The organism is Massilia timonae, assembly GCF_001866515.1.
In the GTDB taxonomy this organism is placed as follows: domain Bacteria; phylum Pseudomonadota; class Gammaproteobacteria; order Burkholderiales; family Burkholderiaceae_D; genus Telluria; species Telluria timonae.
Genome location: NZ_JRYB01000001.1, coordinates 3,213,667 through 3,228,048 on the forward strand (window position 1 = coordinate 3,213,667; position 14,382 = coordinate 3,228,048).

Genomic DNA, 14,382 nt, shown 5'->3' on the forward strand with positions numbered 1-14,382 from the left:
ATGTTCTCCTTGTCGTTGTTGTGATAGGGGTGTCGGCCTCAAGCGTCGACCAGGCGCGCCTGCTCGGCCGCGCCGATGGCGGCGTGGCCCGGCTCATCCGGCCGGGCGCCGGGCGCGCGCGGCTTGCCGAGCCGGTCGGCGGCGGTCTCCAGCACGGCGCGCACGATATTCGTGTAGCCGGTGCAGCGGCACAGGTGGCCCGACAGCATCGCGCGCACCTCGTCCTCGCTCGGATCGGGATTGCGGCGCAGGTAGTCGCTGCACGACATCATGATCCCGGCGGTGCAGAAGCCGCACTGCAGCGCGTGATTGCGGCGGAACGCTTCCTGCAGGTCCGACAGGCCGTCTTCGCCCGCGGCCTTGCGCGCGCGGTCGAGGCCTTCCACTGTGTCGACGCTGCAGCCTTCGGCCTGCACCGCGAGCGTCATGCACGAACGCCCGGCGACGCCGTCGATGGTGACCGTGCAGGCCCCGCAGACGCCGTGTTCGCAGCCGACGTGGGTGCCGGTGGCGCCCAGTTCCTGGCGCAGGAAATCCGACAGCAGGGTGCGCGGTTCGCAGGTGCCGCTGCGCGGCTGGCCGTTGAGCACCAGCGCGATGCGCACGACGTCGTTCTTGCGGTAGGTCTTCATGTGGATGCTCTCCGGATCGCGGTGGCGCCGAGGTGGCGCACCAGTTGACGCCTGAACTTGGCCGAGGCGTGATGGTCGTCCTTCGCCTCCAGTTCCCAGGCGAAGTCGTTGATGGCGTGCTCCAGGTCGGCGCCGGCCAGCCGCGGCCAGGTCTTCACGCGCGGGCGGTCGGAGACGCCGCCGACCGCCAGCCGGATGCCGTCGGAGCCGACCACCGCCGCCACCGCGCACACGGCGAAGTCGCCGTGGCGGCTAGAAAATTCCTCGAATGCGTAGCGCTCGCCGGCACGCGCGAGCGGGTAGCGCGCTTCCTCCACCAGTTCGTCGGCGGCGCGCGCCGTCATCAGCATGCCCTGGAAGAAATCGGCGGCGGCGACGACGCGCCGTCCGCGCCGGCTGCGCAGCGCCACCTCGCCCTGCAGGGCCAGCAGCGCCAGCGGCAGCTCGGCGCTCGGATCGGCATGCGCGATCGAGCCGCACACGGTGCCGCGGTTGCGGATCTGGAAGTGCGAGATGTGCGGGAAAGCCTGCGCCAGCAGCGGCACCTCGGTGGCCAGTTGCGGGCGCCACTCGACCGCGCCCTGGGTGGCCGCGGCGCCGATCGCGAGATGGGTGGCGCCGGCGCGCACATAGTTCAGGTCGGGGACCCGCGAGATGTCGATCAGCATGGCGGGCTGGGCCAGGCGCAGGTTCAGCACCGCCATCAGCGATTGGCCGCCGGCCAGGATGCGGGCGTCGTCGCCGGCCTCGGCCAGCAGCGCCACCGCCTCGTCGGCGCTGTCGGGACGTGCGTAGTCGAATGCTTGTGGTTTCATCGTGTTACTCCAAACAGGGCCAGCAGGCGCCGCCACAGGCCGCGCCCTTGATCGGCGCGCGCCTGCGGCAGCGCGCCCTGGCCGCCGGCTTCGCGGCCGAGCTGCTCGAACAGCTGGCCGAGGACGATCTTCGCCGCGCCTTCGAGCATGCGGCTGCCCACCGCCGCGACCTTGCCGGACACTTCGGCCGCATAGTCGTAGCGCAGGCGGGTGCCGCCGTCGGCGGGTTCGAGCGTCACCAGGCCGCTGCCGCTGGCGCTGCCGACCGCCGACAGGCCGGAGCCGGCCAGGCGCAGGCTGCGCGGCGGATCGAGTTCGGACAGCGCCACTTCGGCCGCGTAGCGCGCCTTGATCATGCCCACGCCGACGCTGACATCGGCGCGGTAGCGGTGCTCGCCGGCCGGTTCCAGCGCGTTGCAGCCCGGGATGACCTTGGCCAGCGCGACCGGGTCGAGCAAGACCCGGAACACGGCCTCCGGCGGCGCCGCCAGCACGACTTCGCCGCGCGCCGACAGCGCCTTGCCGCCCTTGCCGCCTGCGGCAGGCGCGGGCGCCGGCATCGCCTGGCGCACCGCCGCGGATGGCGGCGGTTCGTCGGCGCCGATCAGCGCCATGACTTTCGACGGCGTCAGCGGGAGCACGATATCGGCCACGCCGAGCGCGTCGGCGACCGCATTGCCGATGCAGGGCGGGGTGCTCATGTTGTTGCCTTCGCCGAGGCCTTTCGCGCCCAGCGGCGTGAACGGCGACGGCGTCTCGAGGTGGATGATGTGCGGCTCGGGCACCTCGCAGGTGGTCGGCACCAGGTAGTCGGCGAAGGTGCCGGACTGGAAGCTGCCGTCTTCGCCGTAGCGGAATTCTTCCATCAGCGCCGCGCCCAGCCCCTGGGCGAAGGCGCCGCGGATCTGGCCGTCGGCCAGCGCCGGATTCAGGATCTTGCCGGCGTCGTGGGTGGTGACGTATTTGTCGATCGTGACGCGGCCGGTGTGGCGGTCGATCTCGACCCCGCACACGTCGAAGGCGAAACCATAGGCGGCCGAGGTGTTGACGCGGTCGTCGTCGTCGGGCGCGCCCAGTTGCGGCGCGCTCCAGAACGCGGTTTCGCGCAGGCCCGGTCCGACGCCCTCGGGCAGCAGCGCCGGCGCCCAGTGCGGGCTGGCCGCCATGCGCGGGAAGGGCAGGGCGCGCGCCGGGTCGTCCTTGACGTGCACGGCGCCGCCGGCGAACACGATGTCGGCGGCGTCGACTCCCAGCTGCGGCGCGGCGATGGCGGCCAGCTTGTCGCGGATGCGCATGGCGGCCAGGTGCACGGTGCCGGCCACCGCGCCGGCGAAGCGGCTCGAATAATTGCCGGCGGCGACCGACCAGGCATCCTTCTGGGTGTCGAATTCGACGTTCACCGCGACCTGGTCGGGATCCACGCCCAGCACGTCGGCCACCACCTGGGCGCACACCGTGCGGTGGCCCTGGCCGGCCGGCGCCGACGCGATCGTCACGTTGACGCCGCCGAGCGGATCGATGGCCACGGTGGCCGAGGCGATCGCGCCGTTCTTCGGCCCCACCTTGGCGCGCGTTTCCTTCGGCAGCACGGTGGTGATGTAGCCCATGTTCGAGATCGACGGCTCGATGATGGCGGCGAAGCCGATGCCGTACAGCCGGCCCTCGGCGCGCGCCCGTTCGCGTTTCGCATACAGCGCGGCCAGGCCGCCTTCGTCGGCGACCAGCTCCAGCGCCCGCTGGTAGTTGCCCGAGTCGATCAGGGCGCCGGCCGCGGCCTGGTAGGGGAAGGCGTCGGCCGGGATGAAGTTGCGGCGGTACAGGTCGACCGGGTCGATCCCCAGTTCGACCGAGATGCGCTGCATCAGGCGTTCCAGCGCGAAGTACACCTGCGGGCCGCCGAAGCCGCGCACCAGGCCGGCGGGCGTCTTGTTGGTCAGCACCACGCGGTTGCGCACCGCCAGGTTCGGGATCGCATAGGCGCCGGTCAGGCAACCGTGCATGCGGTAGAAGGTGGCCGGCTCCGGTGCGCGCAGGTAGCCGCCGACGTCGTCGAACTGGTCGTAGTCGAGCGCCGTGATGCGCCCGTCCGCCTCGACCGCGGCGCGGATGGTGGATTGGCGGCTGGTGGCCGAGGTCAGGCCGCCCAGGTGCTCGAGGCGGTCTTCGACCCATTTCACCGGCGCCCCGGCCTTGCGCGACGCCAGGCACATCAGCACCGCATACTGGAACACCGCGTGCTTGACGCCGAAGCTGCCGCCCGAATCGCGGAAGGTGCGATGGCGCAGCTTGTGGCCCGGCACCCGCAGCGCCAGCGCCATCACCGTGTGCAGCGAGAACGGACCCATGAAGTTCGAGGCGACGTCATAGCCTTCCTCGGGCGACAGGTAGTCGGCGACCACCACCGCACACTCGATCGGGGTGCACGAGTTGCGGGGGTAGCGCACGCTCAGTTCGACCGTGTGCGCGGCGCGGGCGAATGCCGCTTCCGGGTCGCCATAGCGAAAGCTCCGGTCGCTCGCGACATTGCTGCCGACGCCATCGTGCAGCACCGGCGCGTCCGGCGCGATGGCGGCGTCGATCGAGGTGACCGGCTCGAGCCGGGTATAGTCGACCACCAGCAGGTCGGCCGCGTCCTCGGCCAGGTAGCGGGTGTCGGCGACGACCACCGCCACCGGCTCGCCGGCATAGCGCACCCGTTCGCGCGCCAGCGCCCACATTTCCATCGACGCCTTGACGCCGACGACGAACGGTTTCGACCAGTCGGCCAGGTCGTCGCCGGTCAGCACCGCGCGCACGCCCGGCGCCTGTTCGGCGCGCGTGCTGTCGATGCCGTTGATGAGGGCGTGGGCATGCGGCGCCCGGACGATCGCCGCGTGCAGCGTGCCGGGCTTGACGCCGACGTCGTCGCCGAACTGGCCGCGGCCGGTCAGCAGCGACACGTCTTCGATGCGTTGCAGCGAACGCCCGATGAAGGGCGCCGACGATTGCCGCTCGGTGGAGCGAGCGCTTGTCATTTCCATGCTGTCAGGCTCCAGGCGCGGCAGGTTCGTCGAGCTTGCCGATGGTTTCGGGAACGATCAGGGCGCCGATCAGGAAGATCAGGCTGATACCCGCGAGGAACAGCGCCAGCGACATCGGCACGTCGGACGGCATGGGCGAGGCCAGCGACACGAAGGTCGGCAGCACGCCGCCGATGGCGAAGCCGATATTCCACGACAGGCCGGTGCCGGTGGCGCGGATCTCGGTCGGGAAGCGTTCGTTCAGGAAGATCAGTAGCGGCGCATAGCCCATGCTGCCGAGCATGCTGAACACGATGACGTAGATCGCCAGCGTCAAGGTGTCGGTCACGCCGGGCATCAGCAGCGCGATGCCCGGCAACATGATCAGGCGCAGCACGCCGACCCAGACGAAGGTCTTCTTGCGGCCGATGAAGGTACTGATGTGGCCGGTGGCGATCGAGGCGATGATGACGCCGACGCTGGCCAGCATCAGGATGAAGCCGGCGGTCTCGGAAGGCGTGCCGTTGACCACTTTCAGGAAAGTCGGCAGGAAGCCCGAGGTCAGGTAGTAGCCGGCGCCGCCGCCCAGGGTCAGCAGCAGGTTGACCAGCAGGACGCTACGGTATTTGCCGGTGAACAGGGTGCGGATCGGGTTGGCGGTCGGCGCCGCGTTCGCCTTGCTGCGCGCCTTTTCGGCCTGCAGTTTCTTGAACATCGGCGATTCTTCGAGCTTGCCGAAGATGGTGATGCCGAGCACCGCGCTGATGATGCCGGTGAAGAACATCCAGCGCCAGCCCCATTCGTCGAACTGCTCGCCCGGGAAGATCGAGGACAGGACCCAGAACGTGAACGACGCGAACAGGGCGCCCAGGCCGGCGCCGCCGCCGCCGATCAGGCCCGAGACCGCCCCGCGCCAGCGCGGCGACACCGATTCGGTGCCGATGGTGTGGGTCGATGCGACGACGCCGCCCACGAAGACACCCTGGACCAGGCGCAGGATGATGAACAGCACCGGCGCCATGACGCCGATGCTGGCCACCGTCGGCAGCAGGCCGAAGGCGGCGGTAGACACGCCGACGCCGATCATCGAGGCGATCATGGCGGCCTTGCGGCCCTTGCGGTCGGCGTAGGAGCCGAACAGCGCCGAGCCGAGCGGACGCATCAGCAGGGTGACGCCGAACGAGGCGTACACCGCCGCCAGCGACAGCATCGCGTGCTCGGAAGGAAAGAACAGGCGGCCGATGATCGGCGCCACGTACAGCAGGATGAACAGGTCGTACAGGTCGAGCGACCAGCCCACGCACGAGGCCACCACGGCCCTGAACGTGTTGCGGTCGTTCTCCTTTGCGGTCATTACAGTATCGGATGATGCCAGCGCCATGGTTGTCTCCTGTTGAATGGTTATGGTCCCGGCGCCTCGGGGCGCCGTGGTGGTGGTCTCGACTGCGTGCGTGCCGTCTGCTGCGGGCCTCAGTAAGCCTCCGCCAGGGCCGGTTCGCGCGGCACGTCGCCGCTCCGGCCTCGTGCGCGAATGGCGTCGGCGATTTTCTCGGCCATCATGATCGTGGGGATATTGGTGTTCGCCGAAGGCAGGCTCGGCATCAGTGAAGCGTCGACCACGCGCAGGCCGGCCACGTCGTGCACGCGGCCTTCGGCATCGGTCACCGCGGCCGGGTCGTCGACGGCGCCCATGCGGCAGGTGCCGCTGGCATGCCAGACGCCGAACACCGCCTTGCGGATGAAGGCATGCAGCGCCCCGTCGTCGGCCAGCAGCGCGCCCATGCGCTGGCCGCCGGTCACGAAACGCTCGATGATCCAGCGCCGCAGCGGCGCCGGAGTGTCGAGCGCCAGTCCGAGCGCCTGCGTCAGCAGCGCGTTGGCCGGCGTCACGCGGCTCAGCGCCTTGACGCGCGGCGAGAACGAGGCCGGGAAGAAGTCGCCGGCGTGGCGGTGCAGCTCGCTGCCCATGACAACCGCGGCCAGTTTGCGCACCCCAATCGCCATGCGCAGCAGGTCGCGTTCGTCGCTCAGCAGGTTGAGGTCGACCTCGGGCGGCGCGAGCGGATCGGGCGAGGCGATGCGCACCTGGCCGCGCGAGAACGGCCGGTTACACCACAGGAAGAACAGGCCGAGGCGGTTGCCGAGCGCATGCCAGGCGGCGCGGGTCGAGCTCGACATATACATGTCGGACGCGTCGCAGCCGGCCAGCCCGGAGGAGAAGCGCGCCGCCGTCATGCTGGCGCGGCGGCGCGCCAGCGGCATGCGGAATTCGGGCGCCAGGAAATGGCAGAAGGTGAGCGAAGGGTGGTCTTGCAAGTTGCGGCCGACGCCGGGTCGGTTGGCCACGACCGCGATGCCGAGCCGGCCGAGGTCGGCGGCATCGCCGATGCCGGCGTGCAGCAGCAGGGCGGGCGACTGCAGCGCTCCCGCGCACAGAATCACCTCGCGCGCGTCGATATGTAATGGATGCCCGGCGCCGTCGCGCGCCTGCACGCCACATGCCGTGCGGCCGGCCATGACGACGCGCTCGACCCTCAGGCCCGCATGGATGCGCAGGTTCGGCCGCGCCCGCGTCGCCGCGTCCAGGTAGCCGGCGGCGCTCGACACGCGGCGGTCGTCGATGTTCGAGAACGCCGTCGGAAACATCCCATCGCGAAAGTCGGCGTTCTGGTCGTCCATGTAGGCGAGGCCGTTGGCTTGCATGCCGCCGGCGAACGCGTGGCAGAAGCGCGGCCAGTCGGCGCGGGCGATGCGGCGGATCGGAATCGGACCGCGGTCGCCGTGCAGCGGCGAGGCGCCGAAATCGAGATCGCGTTCGAGCTTGCGGAAGTAAGGCAGCACCTCGTTCCAGCTCCAGCCCGCGGCGCCCTGGCCGGCCCAGCCGTCGTAGTCGCGCGGCAGGCCGCGGTTGGCCGCCTGGACATTGATGCTGGAGCCGCCGCCCATCACGCGGCCCTGCTCATAGGTCTTCAGCGGCGAGGTCGGGGTGGCGCGCGCCTTGAGGTCGGGCCAGATGAAGCGGTCGCCGCAGAACAGCGGCATTGGGTAGCTGTCGAGGATCTCGGCCGGCTCGGCGCCTGGTGGGGTGTCGCTGCCGGCCTCGATCAGCGCGACCCGCACGGCGGGGTCTTCGGACAGGCGGTTGGCCAGCACGCAACCGGCAGAGCCGCCGCCGACGATCAGGTAATCATAGTGTTCACTTGCCTTGCTCACACATGTCTCCTTGCTGTGCAACATCGCCGGTGTTCGTCGTGTTGCTACTTGTATGCAAGAAGATTAACGTGGAATCTTTATCTATTCTAATAATGTTTAATGATCCGTAATATCAAACTTTATGATAGTTCCGTGTTCAAGTTCCCGGTCGTGCCGGCGCCGAAAATGAACCGGCCGCCGGCAGCAATGACCTGTGCGCTGCGCTCGCGGTGGGGGGAATGCCCGCAGCCGGGCAAGACCAGCAGGCGCGTATCCGGAACGAGGCGCGCGATCGTGTAGACCTGGTCGAGCGTGCCGTAGGGGTCGTCCTCGCCCTGGATCGCCATCAGCGGGGCCGTGATCGCCGCCACGTCCGCACGGATGTCCCAGTCGCGGAAGGCGGAGTCGAGCCAGATGTCGTTCCACCCGCGGAACGCCGCATCGACGTCGGCATGGTAGGGCGCCAGCCGCGCGCGCAGCGAACCGTCGCGGTAGGCGTCGCGCGCCGCCGCGATGGCTTGCAGCGCGCAATCCTCGACGTACAGGTGGGGCGCGGCGACGATCAGCCCGCTCAGCTCGGCGCTGTGGCGCGCCGCGTACAGCAGGGCGATCGAGGCGCCGTCGCTGTGGCCGAAGAGCCAGGGTTTCACGATGCCCAGTTGGGCAAGCAGCGCGGGCAGGACTTCATGCGCCTGCTGATGCAGGTAGTCCGGCGTCAGGGCGGCGGTGCGCTCGCTCGAGCGGCCGTAGCCGAAGCGCGAGAACACGAGTCCGCGCAACCCGTGTGCGCGGCAAAATTCATCGGGAAAGTTCTTCCAGTGTGAGACGGATCCGAGACCTTCGTGCAGGAACACGACGGTCGGGGCCGGCGACGCGGGGGCGCCGACCCACTGCGCTTCCAGCTGGATGCGCTGGTCGCGCCAGCGAAGGTCGACGAAGAACGGTTGATGGTCTGGCATGGGCTGTGTCATGGTGAACATGCTACCGCAAGCACGACATCGCCTGCGCCAGGCGCCGTTCAGTCGTCGAGGCGATAGCTGCGCAACTGAAACACCATCCTGCCGTCTTCGCGTTCGCAGACGCCGGCCATCGTTTCACCGGGGCGCAGCGTCATGCTCAGCCTGCTCCCATCGTTCTTGTCGGCACAGGCGTCGTGCATGGCGTCGGGGATCGCGGGGAGGACGAGTGCGGGCGGCGCCGGTGGAGCCGGCAGCGCGGGGAGGGCGGGAACGGCATGACCGGCAGGCGGCGCCGGGGGCGCGGGCGGCTGCGGTGGCGCGGGCGGCGCCGGCGGCGCCGGGCACTTGCCGCGCACGGCGGTGCACTCGATATGGATCGCTGCCTCGGCGGCATTGGCGCCGAGCGCAAGCATGGCAATCAGGATCAGGGGGACGGTGTTCTTCATGGCTGTTTCCTCGTTGTCGATGAAGGCCATCCTGCCAGCCGAATGTGGAGAAAACATGGAGGAAACATGGACGGCGCTAGCAATCGCAGCGGTAGCCGAGTCCGTAGATCGAGCGGATCGCTTCCAGGCCCGGCGCGGCGGCCTCAATCTTGCGCCGCAGGTTCTTGACGTGGCTGTCGATCGCGCGGTCGTTGGCGTCGAGGTTGTCGGCCCTGGCCGCATCGAGCAGCTGGGCGCGCGACAGCACCTGGCCGGGACGGCGCGCCAGCGCCGCCAGGATCGCATATTCGCTCGGCGTCAGGTCGAGCGCCCGGCCGTGGACCGCAATGCGGCGCGCGGCCTCGTCCAGGACGAGCGCGGGCGCCGCGGCCGGCGTGCCGGCGCGGCGCAGGATGGCCTTGATGCGCGCCATCAGCTCGCGCGGGCTGAATGGCTTGCACAGATAGTCGTCGGCGCCCGTCTCCAGCCCCAGCAGACGGTCGACTTCTTCCACCCGCGCGGTCACCATCACGATCGGCACGCTGGAGAAGGCGCGCACCGCGCGGCACAGTGACAGGCCGTCCAGGCCGGGCAGCATCAGGTCGAGCACGACCAGGGAAGGCGGCGCATGGCGGATCGCCGCCAGCGCCTCCAGGCCGTCGCCGCACACGGCGGGGACATAGCCCGCGGCGCGCGCATAGTCGGCAATGACGCTGGCCAGCTCCGCTTCGTCCTCGACGATCAGGATCGTGGTGCTCATGCGGCATCCTTTTCCGCCGATGGCATCGACACGGTGACGCGCAGGCCGCCGAGCGGCGAGTGGGCGAAGGCGAGGGTGGCGCCTTGCGCCTCCAGCAGGCGCCGGCACAGCGCGAGGCCGAGTCCGGCGCCGCCGTGGTCGCGGCTGCGCGAGGCGTCGACCCGGTAGAAACGCTCGGCCAGCCGCGCCAGCGCCGCATCCGGCACGCCCGGCGCGCTGTCGTCCAGCACCAGGTCGATCTTGCCGGCATCGCGCTGCGCATGCAGGCACACCGCGCCGCCGGCCGCGGTGTAGCGCAGGCTGTTTTCGAGCAGGTTGGCGACGACCTGGCGCATGCGGTCGGGGTCGGCCATGACGGTCGCCGGCGCGTCGGCAGGCTGGAGTTCGAGCGCGATCCCCGCCGCCTGGAAGCGCGCCGCGAAGGCGCCGGCCTCGGTGGCCGCCAGCGTCCACAGGTCGAGCGGCTCGCGCCGGCAGGCGAGTTCGCCCACGTCGGCGCGCGCCAGCGCGTACAGCTCGTCGATCAGCTTGCTCAACGCCAGCACCTGGCGCCCCATGGCGTCGATGGTTTCCGGCGTCGCCTGGCGCACGCCGTCCTGGATCGCTTCCAGCTGCGCGCGCAGCACGGCCAGCGGGGTGCGCAGCTCGTGCGAGGTATCGGCCACCCATTGGCGGCGCGCCGCTTCCGCCTGGTCGAGGCGTTCGGCCAGCACGTTGAAGTGACGCGCGAGGTCGCCCAGCTCGTCGCTGCGCCCGAGCGGCAGGCGCACGCCGTAATCGCCCGCGGCCAGCGTGGCGGCGCCGCGCGCAAGGCGATCGATCGGGCGCCGGAAGTGGCGCGCCAGCAGGATCGCGGCCAGTGCGCTCAGCGCCACGGCCACGGCGCCGATCAGCCACAGGCTGTGCTGCAGCCGGGACAGGAAGGCATAGGCCATCGCATCGCTCGGCCGCTGGCTGCGCGCCACGCCGAGAAAGCCGACGGTGTCGCCGTCCACCGCGATCGGACGGCGCGCCAGCGGCAACGTGCCGGGCATGCGTCCGGCCAGGTAGCGGCCATCGGCATCGAGCAGGGTGATGCGTGCATGCAGGTCCTGGGTGAATCCTTCCTGGCCGGCGGGCGTGCCGGGAGGGGAAATGACAGGCGGCGGCAGCGGTGGCGCCGGCGGTGCGGGTGGCGCCGGTGGGGCGGGTGGGAGCGCCCCTCGGGCGGTGCGGCGGGTGCGGCCGGCGCTGCGGGCGCGACCGGTGCGACTGGCGGCACAGGCACGCTGCGCGCGGCTTGCAGGCGCGCCAGCTCGGCCGATATCCAGGCGCGCCGCCCGAAGGCCGGGATGAACGTCCAGTCGCCGCGCCGCCCATATTGGCGCGCGAGCGACGCCGACAACTCGTCCAGGCGGTCGAGTTCGATGGCTTGCGCATAGTCGCCAAAGTGCTGCATGACGTTTTGCCGCAGCAACAGAACTCCCGCTCCCGCCACTGTCAGAATGGCCAGCAGGACGGCGCCGAACAAGCGGTACCCGATACCAATGTTCATGTATTCGAGTGGAAATTCGACTCGACTAAAGTAGCCGATTCATACTGTTCAAGTTCTATTTTCATAATTATTATTCTATAAATTGATCGATTTATAATAGATTTTTCTTTCAGGATGACGGCCGATGCCGGTAGTCCGGCAAGGCCCGGTCCTACAAGCCGACTGCCGTATTTTGGTGTTCAGACCGATATTGGCGGCCTACCATGAAGTCCTTCGAGTCAGCTTACTGCTGGCACTTTTTCATCATGTAAGGAGGCAATCATGGCAAACAAGTCGCAAAACAACAACCCGCAAGGTAACAACCAGTTCACCAAGCAAGGTAGCCAGCAGAGCGGCAACCAGGGTAATCAGGGCAACCAGGGTGGCAGCGGCAACCAGGGTTTCGCATCGATGGACCCGCAGCGCCAGCGTGAAATCGCCAGCGAAGGCGGCCGCGCGGCGCACGCATCGGGCAATGCGCACGAGTTCAATTCGCAGGAAGCACGCGAGGCCGGTTCGATGAGCCACAAGAACGACGGCAACAAGCAGAGCGGCAATCAGGGTGGCGGCAACCAGGGCAGCAACCAGCAGAGCGGCCAACGCGGCGGCTCGTCCGAGCAGCATGCCCAGGCCGGCCGTCAAAGCCACAAGAACGACAACCGCTGACCGCCTTGAGGCGCCAGCTTGATCGATCCGCCGGCATTGCCGGCGGTTCTGTTTTACGTCTAGTAGACGTCGCGCCGGTAGCGGCCATCCGCTACCATGGCGTCGACCGTGTCGAGCCCGAGCGCCGACACGAGCGCATCGTGCACGCCGCCGGCCATGCCTTGCAGGCTGCCGCAGACATAGACCGCCGCACCATCCGCGACCCAGCGGCGCAATTCTTCCTGATGCGCATCCACCAGGTGCTGCACGTAGCGCGCCTTGCCCTCGTCGCGTGAAAACGCCAGGTCGAGCCGCGCCAGCATGCCGCCACCGCGCCATGCTTCCAGTTCCTCCCGGCACAGGAAATCGTGGGCCGCATTGCGTTCGCCGAACAGCAGCCAGTTGCGGTGCATGCCGGCATCGATGCGCGCCTTGAGCAGCGAACGCAACCCTGCCAGGCCGCTGCCGTTGCCGATCGCAATCAGGGGCCGCCCCGCATTCGTGCCCAGCCGGAAGCGCGCATGCGCGCGTACGCGCAGGCGGATCGTGTCGTCCTGGTCCGCGCACACGCACAGCCAGCCGGATGCCGCGCCAGGCGTGCCGTCCGCGCGCGTCTGCAGACGCACCAGCAGTTCGAGCCGGCCTTCGCCCGGCACCGACGCGATCGAATATTCGCGCGGATGGCTCGGGTCGAGCGGCGCGCTGACCTGGGCCAGGTCGCCCGCTTCCCAGGCGGGCAGCGCGCCGGCGCGCGGCGTCAGGGCGATGCGGTACAGCGGCGCGCCGGCGCTGCCGGGATTGAGGTGGATGCGGCTGGCGATGCGCCATTCGCCGTAGGCCGGCGCTTCCCAGTCGGGCGCATCGCTGGTGCCGGCCAGGTGGCTCAGGTGGTGCTGCCATGCGGCCAGCGCCTCGGGCGCGCCGCGGTCGACGTCGATCCGGTCGAACAGCGCCGTAGCGCCGCGCTCGCGCAGCCAGGCATCCAGCGCGCGGCCGAAGCCGCAATAATGGGAATACGTCGCATCGCCCAGCGCCAGCACGCCGTAGTGCAGGTGCGACAGCGCTAGCGCCTGGCCCATCGTGTGGCCGGCGAAGCGCGCGGCCGTGTCGGGCGCATCGCCTTCGCCGTAGGTGCTGCAGATGAACAGCACGCGCGAGGCGGCCGCCAGCTGGGCGCCGTCCAGGGTCGACATGCAGACGGCGCGTGCGTCAAGGCCGCCCAGGGCCAGGGTGGCGGCGGTGCGTTCGGCCAGGAATTCGGCGCTGCCGGTCTGGCTGGCGTGGACCACGAGCCAGTCGGCCGCGCCACCGGCCGCCCGGGTGCGCACCAGGCGGCTGCGCCAGATGCCGAGGCACATCGCCAGATAGACGCAGGACAGCGCGAGCGCGCCGCCCAGGCGCAGAGGGTCGATCGTCAACATCATTGCAGCAGGGCGCGCCAGTCGCTGGACGTGGTTTCGAGCAGGCCGCCAGGTGCGCGCACCAGGAAGCGCGCCGCGATGCCGCGCGCCTCGGCGAAGGCCAGGCCGTCTTGCGGGCCCAGCACGGTGAGCGCGGTGGACAGCGCATCGGCCGCCATACAGGTCGGCGCCAGCACCGTCACCGAAGCGACGCCATTGGCAACCGGATAGCCGCTGCGCGGATCGAGGGTGTGCGCGGCGCGCCGGGCGCGGTGTTGAAAGTAGCGGCGGTAGTCGCCCGAGGTGGCGATCGCCAGGCCATGCAGGGCGACCACGGCCTGGGTGGCGCCAGCGTCGGCATTGTCGGCATCCGGAACCCCTTCGATCTCCACCCACCACGGTTCGCCATTGGCCTTGGCGCCGGCGCCGCGCAGCTCGCCGCCGGCTTCGACCACATAATGGCGCACGCTGCGCTGTTCGAGGCAGCGTGCCATGCAGTCGACCGCATAGCCTTTGGCGACGGAAGAGAAATCGAGGAGGGCGCCGCCCGGCTGCAGCAGGCGGCGCGTGGCGCGGTCCAGCAGCGGTTGACTGGCGCCGCGCTGCGCCAGCGCGGCCCCGATCGCTGCCGCATCCGGTGCGTAGAAGCCGGCCTGGTCGTAGCGCCGGGTGGCGCCGAAGCCCCACAGGTTCACCAGCTGGCCGCCGGCCGGGTCGTAGGCGCCGCCGCTGTCTTCATGCACCCGCAGCGCGTAGTCGGCGACGTCGAAGAAGTGCGGCGGCAGCGCATGCCAGCTGCCGGCCGGGGCCTGGTTGTAGCGCGACAGCAGGGAATCGGGCTCCCAGTGACTCATCTGCGCGACGATCTCATCCAGTTCACGCTGCAGGGCAAGCGTCAAGGCAGCGCCGTCGGCGCCGGGCGGCAGCATCAGCCGCGCCGACCAGCCGGTGCCCATCGCCGTGCCCGACGTCGTGTACAGGGTGCTGCCGCCGGGCGGCAGCGCCATGTCGACTTCCAGCGGAACGAGAACGTCGCGCATCC

Annotated in this window: 12 protein-coding genes and 1 pseudogene; 1 reads left to right on the forward strand and 12 read right to left on the reverse strand. The window is 69.9% G+C overall.

Annotated elements, in window-relative coordinates:
- Positions 1 to 38 precede the first annotated feature (38 nt).
- The 10 genes and pseudogenes from LO55_RS13850 to LO55_RS27450 all read right to left on the reverse strand — a co-directional run.
- Positions 39 to 632, reverse strand: coding sequence for a (2Fe-2S)-binding protein (locus LO55_RS13850; protein WP_071361893.1), 594 nt, complete (start codon positions 630 to 632; stop codon positions 39 to 41).
- Complete coding sequence (locus LO55_RS13855; protein WP_071361894.1) at positions 629 to 1,447, reverse strand: FAD binding domain-containing protein; 819 nt, start codon at positions 1,445 to 1,447, stop codon at positions 629 to 631. Before LO55_RS13855 ends, LO55_RS13850 begins: the two co-directional genes overlap by 4 nt.
- Entirely contained in the window at positions 1,444 to 4,467 is a 3,024-nt protein-coding gene (locus LO55_RS13860) for a xanthine dehydrogenase family protein molybdopterin-binding subunit (protein WP_071361895.1), read from the reverse strand. The genes LO55_RS13855 and LO55_RS13860 overlap by 4 nt, the downstream gene beginning before the upstream one ends.
- A gap of 4 nt (positions 4,468 to 4,471) precedes the next feature.
- Positions 4,472 to 5,827 (reverse strand): MFS transporter, encoded by a 1,356-nt coding sequence (locus LO55_RS13865; protein WP_071361896.1) that lies wholly within the window; start codon positions 5,825 to 5,827, stop codon positions 4,472 to 4,474.
- 89 nt (positions 5,828 to 5,916) lie between these two features.
- Complete coding sequence (locus tag LO55_RS13870) at positions 5,917 to 7,683, reverse strand: GMC family oxidoreductase (RefSeq protein WP_071361897.1); 1,767 nt, start codon at positions 7,681 to 7,683, stop codon at positions 5,917 to 5,919.
- Between the two features lie 95 nt (positions 7,684 to 7,778).
- On the reverse strand, positions 7,779 to 8,597 hold the full coding sequence (locus LO55_RS13875) for an alpha/beta fold hydrolase (protein WP_229410142.1): 819 nt from the start codon (positions 8,595 to 8,597) through the stop codon (positions 7,779 to 7,781).
- Between the two features lie 59 nt (positions 8,598 to 8,656).
- Positions 8,657 to 9,043, reverse strand: coding sequence for a hypothetical protein (locus LO55_RS13880; RefSeq protein ID WP_143054521.1), 387 nt, complete (start codon positions 9,041 to 9,043; stop codon positions 8,657 to 8,659).
- Positions 9,044 to 9,119: 76 nt separating this feature from the next.
- Complete coding sequence (locus LO55_RS13885; protein ID WP_071361900.1) at positions 9,120 to 9,782, reverse strand: response regulator; 663 nt, start codon at positions 9,780 to 9,782, stop codon at positions 9,120 to 9,122.
- Positions 9,779 to 11,143 (reverse strand): ATP-binding protein, encoded by a 1,365-nt coding sequence (locus LO55_RS13890; protein WP_502554286.1) that lies wholly within the window; start codon positions 11,141 to 11,143, stop codon positions 9,779 to 9,781. Before LO55_RS13890 ends, LO55_RS13885 begins: the two co-directional genes overlap by 4 nt.
- Positions 11,038 to 11,316, reverse strand: a pseudogene (locus LO55_RS27450) (hypothetical protein); the annotation flags it as partial. The gene LO55_RS13890 and the pseudogene LO55_RS27450, both read right to left, overlap by 106 nt.
- A gap of 261 nt (positions 11,317 to 11,577) precedes the next feature.
- Here LO55_RS27450 and LO55_RS13895 point away from each other — a divergent pair.
- Entirely contained in the window at positions 11,578 to 11,961 is a 384-nt protein-coding gene (locus tag LO55_RS13895; protein WP_071361902.1) for a KGG domain-containing protein, read from the forward strand.
- Between the two features lie 59 nt (positions 11,962 to 12,020).
- Here the strand turns inward: LO55_RS13895 and LO55_RS13900 are convergent, their stop codons facing one another.
- Together LO55_RS13900 and LO55_RS13905 are read right to left on the reverse strand one after the other, a co-directional pair.
- Entirely contained in the window at positions 12,021 to 13,364 is a 1,344-nt protein-coding gene (locus LO55_RS13900; RefSeq protein ID WP_071361903.1) for a sulfite reductase subunit alpha, read from the reverse strand.
- Positions 13,361 to 14,380, reverse strand: coding sequence for an FAD:protein FMN transferase (locus tag LO55_RS13905; RefSeq protein WP_071361904.1), 1,020 nt, complete (start codon positions 14,378 to 14,380; stop codon positions 13,361 to 13,363). The genes LO55_RS13900 and LO55_RS13905 overlap by 4 nt, the downstream gene beginning before the upstream one ends.
- Positions 14,381 to 14,382 lie beyond the last annotated feature (2 nt).

What these genes read in the sequence shown, in the direction of transcription:
- LO55_RS13850 (WP_071361893.1), bottom strand. Translation starts at nt 632, where the DNA reads ATGAAGACCTACCGCAAGAACGACGTCGTGCGCATCGCGCTGGTGCTC.
- LO55_RS13855 (WP_071361894.1), bottom strand. Translation starts at nt 1,447, where the DNA reads ATGAAACCACAAGCATTCGACTACGCACGTCCCGACAGCGCCGACGAG.
- LO55_RS13860 (WP_071361895.1), bottom strand. Translation starts at nt 4,467, where the DNA reads ATGGAAATGACAAGCGCTCGCTCCACCGAGCGGCAATCGTCGGCGCCC.
- LO55_RS13865 (WP_071361896.1), bottom strand. Translation starts at nt 5,827, where the DNA reads ATGGCGCTGGCATCATCCGATACTGTAATGACCGCAAAGGAGAACGAC.
- LO55_RS13870 (WP_071361897.1), bottom strand. Translation starts at nt 7,683, where the DNA reads ATGTTGCACAGCAAGGAGACATGTGTGAGCAAGGCAAGTGAACACTAT.
- LO55_RS13875 (WP_229410142.1), bottom strand. Translation starts at nt 8,597, where the DNA reads ATGCCAGACCATCAACCGTTCTTCGTCGACCTTCGCTGGCGCGACCAG.
- LO55_RS13880 (WP_143054521.1), bottom strand. Translation starts at nt 9,043, where the DNA reads ATGAAGAACACCGTCCCCCTGATCCTGATTGCCATGCTTGCGCTCGGC.
- LO55_RS13885 (WP_071361900.1), bottom strand. Translation starts at nt 9,782, where the DNA reads ATGAGCACCACGATCCTGATCGTCGAGGACGAAGCGGAGCTGGCCAGC.
- LO55_RS13895 (WP_071361902.1), top strand. Translation starts at nt 11,578, where the DNA reads ATGGCAAACAAGTCGCAAAACAACAACCCGCAAGGTAACAACCAGTTC.
- LO55_RS13900 (WP_071361903.1), bottom strand. Translation starts at nt 13,364, where the DNA reads ATGATGTTGACGATCGACCCTCTGCGCCTGGGCGGCGCGCTCGCGCTG.
- LO55_RS13905 (WP_071361904.1), bottom strand. Translation starts at nt 14,380, where the DNA reads ATGCGCGACGTTCTCGTTCCGCTGGAAGTCGACATGGCGCTGCCGCCC.